At 55.3% G+C, this 7106-nt stretch carries 5 protein-coding genes; 2 read left to right on the forward strand and 3 right to left on the reverse strand.

Going from position 1 to position 7106, the window contains the following annotated elements:
- The first annotated feature begins 386 nt into the window (after nt 1-386).
- Nucleotides 387-1244: a collagen binding domain-containing protein gene (locus JUF21_RS11305; RefSeq protein WP_203664678.1), complete on the forward strand. Its 858-nt coding sequence runs from the start codon at nt 387-389 to the stop codon at nt 1242-1244.
- A 932-nt stretch (nt 1245-2176) separates the two neighbouring features.
- Here JUF21_RS11305 and JUF21_RS11310 read toward each other — a convergent pair.
- The 3 genes from JUF21_RS11310 to JUF21_RS11320 form a co-directional block, all read right to left on the reverse strand.
- Nucleotides 2177-3592 carry a glycoside hydrolase family 1 protein gene (locus JUF21_RS11310; RefSeq protein WP_203623684.1) on the reverse strand — a complete coding sequence of 472 codons (1416 nt, stop codon included), beginning with the start codon at nt 3590-3592 and terminating at the stop codon, nt 2177-2179.
- A gap of 122 nt (nt 3593-3714) precedes the next feature.
- Nucleotides 3715-4569 (reverse strand): fructosamine kinase family protein, encoded by an 855-nt coding sequence (locus JUF21_RS11315; RefSeq protein WP_203664680.1) that lies wholly within the window; start codon nt 4567-4569, stop codon nt 3715-3717.
- A gap of 81 nt (nt 4570-4650) precedes the next feature.
- Nucleotides 4651-5997, reverse strand: a complete 1347-nt coding sequence (locus JUF21_RS11320; RefSeq protein ID WP_203623686.1) for a threonine/serine exporter ThrE family protein — start codon at nt 5995-5997, stop codon at nt 4651-4653.
- Between the two features lie 288 nt (nt 5998-6285).
- Here JUF21_RS11320 and JUF21_RS11325 point away from each other — a divergent pair, with 288 nt between their 5' ends.
- A complete protein-coding gene (locus JUF21_RS11325) occupies nt 6286-7086 on the forward strand; it encodes an oligosaccharide flippase family protein (protein ID WP_203664687.1) in 801 nt (266 codons plus the stop codon).
- Nucleotides 7087-7106 lie beyond the last annotated feature (20 nt).

Genomic DNA, 7106 nt, shown 5'->3' on the forward strand with positions numbered 1-7106 from the left:
ACCGATGCATGGCGTAACAGCCTAGACCACTATCAAGAATTCGTTATCATCGTTGCACTTGACTTGAAAATTGAGGCCGGCTGGGTATCAGCTGAATCGCAAAGTCACCAAAGTGGTGGTGACCGCCGCGGATTGGGCGGGGTCCGGGCACGCAACTGAAGACGGCGACGGAACAGCGGCTTACACCGTGACCGTCGATGGCCATGCCCTGCCCCTAGATCAAACGGACATACTGACGCTGACGTGCAAGAATCAGCCGCAGCCGGTCCTTCCTCACACCGGCGGCCCCGGTTTCGGGCAGTGGCGACAACTGGCCGCCTGGGGCCTGGGTTTGGCAGCCATACTGAGCCTGGCCACCTGGGTGCGGCGAAGGGTGGTGACGAGTCATGACTAAACACTGGTTGCAAGGGCTCGTGGCTGCGGTGCTGGTGCTGATGGGCTTGGCAGCCGCGCCAAACCAGGCGGCTGACGCGGCGACAGTGAGGATCCACGGCGAACCGGGCGTCACTTTTGCCGCTTACGACGTGACGGAGCCATACTGGGCGCTGGGCGGCGGGACCCACGCGCAATCCCGCATCGCCAAGGGCATTTGTGGGCGCAAAATCGTCCAAGGGAGCACCGACCGGGCCGGCCGCATCGACTTTCCGGGCTTGCCGCGCGCGCAGGCTGGCCGCCTGGCGGTGTACAAATTCGTTCAGGTGCAAGGCCCGGCTGGCCAGCACAGCCAAACGATGGTCGTGACCCTGCCAGCGCTGGGCGACCTTGAGCTTTATCCGAAAAGTGCCGTCCGGCCGCGATTTGGCGGGCAGGCCTTTCGCAAGGTCGATGGCACGACTCAGCGCGGACTGGCCGGCGCCGTGTTCGTGGTTCAAAATCTCGCCGGCCAAACCCTGACCGTTCATGGGGACTGGCGGGCTGGGCAGCACCTGGCTGCGGACCAGTGGCGCCACCTGGAGTCTGATCACGGTGGCCGCTTTGTCATTGACGGGCTGGTGCCAGGCCAGTACCGCCTGGTTGAGGTGCGAGCCCCCGGGGGTTATCAGGTGCTCAATGTGCCGGTTGCCTTCACGGTCCGGGCAGGGGTGACCGCCGCCGACACCGCACCACTGAAGATTGCCAACCGGCCGAAGCGGGTGGGGTTGCCGCAAACCGGCAGCGTCTGGGCGCTGAGCCTGACTGCACTTGGGGCACTGATGCTGGCGCTTATCGTTGCATTGAAAAAAGCCCCGCAGAGCCGCAACTAGACGCTATCAAGTGCCGCGACAGGTTGAAGCCAAACGTTCACGCGCTCGACATGGCAGCAGCGGCCGCGCACGAACTCATCTTGGCAGGTGTTTGCATATCGTAAACGACTGTATTTTTCTGAATTATTACTAAAATTTGGCAAAAAAGTAATAATGGACATTTAAAATAATAAATAACCCCAGTATCCGATACTATTTGTATTCATGATAGAGGCGTTGCCCGGCGTCACCCCAGCTGCCCGCCGCGCTGGGAATCTTCCCTCTGAAGCAGGGACAGAGATGAATAAAATAGTTATCTTGATCAACAAATCTCGACACGCAGGGACCTATATCGACCCAACCGAATGGTCAAAAACCGCAAACTGGCGGCATATATTCTCAAAATGAAAAATTATTATGATATCTGTGAGCCTGGGACCTCGTTATTGATGTGCCAAGCTTTGCCGATGTTTATCTGCGGTAAGTGATGGTATATTTATAAAGCCCATTTATGGGCATATTCCAAATCAGACCAGCATAAGCATTACCCCATAAAATATAATTTGAGGGTTTGACCACACGTGGTTAAGCTTTCACGCTGTTATCAGTTTTCAAAAATCATCCTTTGCGATAATCGAGTTGATATATTTGGTGAAAAAGCTATACTGATTTTGTTGCTAGTGAAGGTTTCGGGGGAAGCCTTGACGGGAGTGTCGTGACCTCGGTTGCGAGGATTTGATCCGCGTGTTTGAGCGATAGGCAACATGGCGAATCCTAGGTATCTGGGAGACGCTTTTTTTGTTCATTTGGTTGATAGCCGCTGATCGCGGTACTGGTTTCATACCGGCGGGTACGATGGCGAACCTGACTCATTGATTTCACGAGCCAGTTTTTTTCACGGGTACTAAAACGACGCGGCCGCTTCATCACGAAGCAGTCGCGCCGTTATTGCGCTACTTTTCAAAGACACACTCACCGTTGCTGGCGATGATCTGCTTGTACGTCTCAAAGCTGTCCTTCTTGCTGCGAGCGAGGGTGCCGTGGCCCTCGTCGTCGCGGTCAACGTAGACAAAGCCGTAACGCTTGCTCATCTGGCCGGTGCCGGCGGAGACGATGTCGATTGGGCCCCACCAGGTGTAGCCCATGATGTTGCAACCGTCCTTGATGGCCTCACCGATGGCCTGTACGTGCTGTTTCAAGTAGTCCGCGCGCTCTGGGTCGTGAATGCTGCCGTCAGGGGCGACTTTGTCCTTCATGCCCAAGCCGTTTTCGACGATGAACATCGGGCAGTTATAGCGGTCCTGAACCAGGTTGCAGATCCAGCGCAGGCCGAGTGGGTCGATTTGCCAGCCCCAGTCGGTGGACTTCAGGTACGGGTTTGGCCGGCCGACCACGCCGCCGGTGTCGCCGTAGATCGGCGTGCCATCGGCGTAAGTTGAGGAGCGGTAGTAGGAGAAGCCGAGGTACTCAGACGGGTAGTCGTGGATCAGCTGCAGGTCATCTGGGCCCATGTCGAGCTCAAAATGGTGCTCCTTGAAAATGCGCTTGGCATAGCCGGGGTACTCGCCGCGCAGCTGAACGTCGGCGGAGATAAACGTGCGCCGCTGCAGCTGCATGGCGCCGAACACGTCCTTGGGCGCCGGGGTCGCCGGGTACACGGCGGCCTGGCTGAGCGACAGCATGATGCCCATGTGTGCGTCTGGCATCAGCTGTTTGGCCAGCCGCACCGCCTTGGCGTTGGCCACGTACATGTTGTGCTCGGCCTGGTACATCTGCTGCGTCTTGTGGTCGACGTCGCCGGTGACGTCGATCGCGGCGGCCGCGAAGGGGATGGTATGGGTATTGTTCATTTCGTTGAACGTCATCCAGTAATGCACGGTTTTGCCGTAGCGCGTGAACAGAACGCGGCAGTATTTTTCGTACAGGTCGATCAGGTGGCGGTCGGTCCAGCCGCCGTACTTATCGTGCAGCGCCAGCGGGGTCTCGTAGTGGCTGATGGTGACGAGGGGTTCCATACCCAGCTTGTGCATGGTCGCAAATAGGTCGTCGTAGTACTTCAGGCCGGCCTCGTTGGGCTCGGCTTCTTCGCCGTCGGGAAAAATCCGGCTCCAGGCGATCGACGTCCGGAAGCAGTTGAAGCCCATTTCCTGCATGTACTGCAGGTCGCCTTGGTAGCGGTGGTAAAAATCAATGGCCTCGTGGTTCGGGTAGTACTTGCCAGGGATGGGCTTTTTGTCGATCTCGCCGCCCAAGCCGTGCGGGGTCACATCGCTGATCGACGGGCCCTTGCCATCCGTCTGCCAGGCACCTTCCGCTTGGTTCGCGGCAATGGCGCCGCCCCACAGAAATCCTTTAGGAAAAACACTCATAAGTTCTGCCTCCAAGAATAGTTAATGCGCCGAATACACGCTAAGTTCATTTAACCACTGATGGAAGCCGCTTTCAAAACAGGTTGCAAAGGGCAGCACACGAAGCCCTTATGCGACTGGCCTCATCCTGTAATGATTCTACCTAAGAGTTGACTCACCGGCCGCGCGTAGCTGCTGCCAAACTTATCCAGGTGCACCATGAGCAGGTATAGCCGGTAAAAGTCGAGCCGTTTGCCCGCGCCCGGTTCGAGTGGTAGGTCCGCCGCATAGGCCTGGTAAAAGCGGTCGTTGAAGCCGCCGAACACGGTGGTGATGCCCATGTCGAACTCACGGTCACCATATAGCGCCGCCGGATCAATCAGCGCAGGCTGGCCATCTGCCGTGAACATGAAATTGCCGGACCACAGATCGCCGTGCAACAGGACGGGCTGACTTTTGTGTGTCGCCAGCGCGGCAACAATTCTGGCGCGCGCCTGCAAATACCGAGCATGGTCGTCAGCGTTCCACAGGCCTTTGCGCGTCAGTGCCTGATCGAGCACGTCCAGGCGGTGATCGACAAAGAGTGCTTTCCAGGTATCGGTCCACGCGTTGTCGAAACTGACTGAGGTGCCGGCATAGGGCTGATCGAAGCCGAAGCGGCCAGTCGGACTATTGACCTGATGGAGCTTGGCAACTAAATGACCGAGTGCCGCCTTGTCGCCAGTGCCACTGGTCATGTAACTCAGCAGTAAATAGCCGTCGCCAGCGATGGCCCCATTGTCCAACACGTGCGGCGCGTTAATGCCATTGTTCTGGAACGCGTTCAAACCGGCGATTTCACCGGCGTAAAAACTCGCTGGTTGACCTGGCTGCACCAGCAGGAACAGGTTGCGCTTGGCAGTGTGCAGGTGATACGCCTGATTGACGTCGCCGCCGTGAACGCCTTGATACGAAGTTACTGGCTCGATGGGGAGCTGTGCGAGCCATTTTTCATCCATTCCGATCACCTCGCCTCAATTCTAACGCGGAATAATAAAAAAAGTGCTGAGCGGGCGGCTCAGCACGGTGCATTATCTAGGTTAATCGGCGTGACGCCAGCTCTTGTCGGTGAGTATGCGCGCGCAGGCGAGCCCGAGGGGCAGCGCCACCACGACCATCGCGGCCTGGACCAGCCAGGTGCCGCCGACATCGAGATTCGAAATGCCCAGGTTAAACATCGCCCGGTACATGTAGAGACCGGGCACCATGATGACAATAGCGGGCACGGTCAGTGAAATGCGCGGGTAGCCATTTTTTGAATTGACCAAAGACGCCAGCAGGCCGGACAGCAGGGCGCCGAGAAACGCAGCGGCCGCGGCCGGGACAGTAAAGCCAACCAAAGTCAGGCGCAGCGTGTTGGCGGCAGCCCCGATGATACCGGCGGTCGTGGCCATTTTGACCGGACTGTTGAACATCAGCGAGAACCCGAAGACCCCGCAGAAGCTGGCCACCAGGCGCAGGCCGAGGAGCGGCCAGAAGCTTAGCCCCAGCGGCAGAAAGTTTTCCGGCCGCAACTGGATCAGCATGGCGATCACCCAGCCGGTCAACGTCGCGACCACGATGGTGAGGATCGCGAACGTGCCGCGTTCAAGGCCGGAACGCATGTCGAGTTTTGCCATATCCAGCCCTGAGGTAATGAAGGGAAACCCGGGAATCACGAACAGCATGGCGCCGATGTAGCCGGCCTCGTGTGCGGCCGCGACATGAAATACGAGCTGCAGCAGCGCGAACACACCAGCGTAGGTCAGGCAGGCAGCGGCCACGCCCACAGAGACGTTGGCGAACAACGTGATGTGGCGGTCGAGCATTAGGCGCCGGACATAGTTGCCCATGCCGGCACCGAAGAAGGCGCAGAACATCTCGATGGGGCCGCCGCCGAGCAGAAAGACGAAGGCCGCACACGCCAGTGCCGAGGCCAGACCGACCTGAAGCGGCGTGTAATTGCCGCGCTTGTTATCGATTTTATCCAACTCGGTGTGAAGCTGGTGGACGGTCAGGTTGGTCAGGGTCTCGGCGAAGTTGTTGACGAAAATTTCCATTGCGTGGAGCTTGTCAGTGTTGACCCCGCTGTTGGGCAGTGACATCGTCTGCGAGTAGTGGTGGCCGTGCTCAAAGCAGGTGTATTCGATTGAGATCAGGCCGACATCGGCAGCGCAGGTGAGCCCCAGCGGCCGAGCAACGCTGTTCATCGCCTCACGCACACGCCACGCCCCGGTGCCGGCGCCCAGCAGCATCAGCCCAACGCGGCCGACAATGCTGGCGCGCTCAGCCAGACTGGCCTGCGTCACCAGCACCTCATCGTCCTTGACGAAGTTGTGCCAGTGGATTGTCATGTGATGGTGGCCGTCCGGCACCAGGTCGGACGGGGATGCTTGATGCTGTGTCATAGTCGCCTCCAAAAAACTTTATCGTTAAGGTTACCACCGAAAAGTGTGAGGTGAAAGCTTTGAGGGCATATTATCGGAATATTAGCGGTATTAGTTCGGACAATATTTGGTCTGGCAGTCCTTTAAAAATGGCGGCCAGGCGAACTTGTTCCAATAAAGTGGTCCTCGCTGGGTTGGACGCAGTTTCTTTTGTATTGATATTGCCGGGACAGTTTCTCGAAATTCATATCGGCGTTAACTGTGATATACTTATGCAAAACTAATAGGAAATGAGTGGGTTATAATTTAATGAAGGTCGTAAAGAACTATTTGTGGAACGCCGGGTACCAAGTGTTCATACTGATTGTTCCGTTGGTCACAATTCCGTATATCACAAGAGTACTTGGGCCCTCGGGTGTAGGCGTCAATTCCTATACAAATTCGATTGTACAATATTTTATTCTTTTCGGCAGTTTAGGCCTAAACATATATGGTAATCGTGAAATTGCTTATCATAAGGACGATGTTAAATCCAGATCTAGTATTTTTTGGGAACTAACTATTATTAAATTTTTATCTATATCAATCGCAATGGCTGCCTATTTACTATTTATTGGCTTTAGCGACCGATACAGAATTTTCTTTTTGATACAGGGAATCATGCTAATCGGCACTGCTACTGATATTTCATGGTTCTTCCAAGGCATGGAAGACTTTAAAGTGACGGTAACAAGAAGCACCCTTGTTCGCATACTGTCTCTTGTTCTTACGTTTGTGTTTGTTAAAACAAGTGCGGACACGTGGATGTATATTCTTATTCTGGCTGTTTCTCAAACTCTTGGCTACTTAACATTATGGCCATATTTACGTGGAAGAATTGTTAAGGTAAAACTACGTGACTTGCATCTTAAGCCTCACATTAAACCGGCAGTTCAATTACTGATACCTCAAGTTGCAACTCAGGTATATCTGCAACTCAATAAAACAATGCTAGGTTCCATTGATGGAGTAAGCGCAGCGGGTTTTTATGATAATTCAGACAAGATTATTAAGTTCCCCAGTTTACAATTCAAGTGCAACACCCTGACGACTAGACCAAAAAGGCCATGAAGACCTATTCTTGTTAGTAC

The organism is Lacticaseibacillus sp. 53-4 (assembly GCF_016861805.1).
GTDB lineage: Bacteria > Bacillota > Bacilli > Lactobacillales > Lactobacillaceae > Lacticaseibacillus.

Excerpts from the sequence above, each read along its gene's own strand:
- JUF21_RS11310 (WP_203623684.1), bottom strand. The coding sequence starts at position 3,592 with ATGAGTGTTTTTCCTAAAGGATTTCTGTGGGGCGGCGCCATTGCCGCG.
- JUF21_RS11320 (WP_203623686.1), bottom strand. The coding sequence starts at position 5,997 with ATGACACAGCATCAAGCATCCCCGTCCGACCTGGTGCCGGACGGCCAC.
- JUF21_RS11325 (WP_203664687.1), top strand. The coding sequence starts at position 6,286 with ATGAAGGTCGTAAAGAACTATTTGTGGAACGCCGGGTACCAAGTGTTC.
- JUF21_RS11315 (WP_203664680.1), bottom strand. The coding sequence starts at position 4,569 with ATGGATGAAAAATGGCTCGCACAGCTCCCCATCGAGCCAGTAACTTCG.
- JUF21_RS11305 (WP_203664678.1), top strand. The coding sequence starts at position 387 with ATGACTAAACACTGGTTGCAAGGGCTCGTGGCTGCGGTGCTGGTGCTG.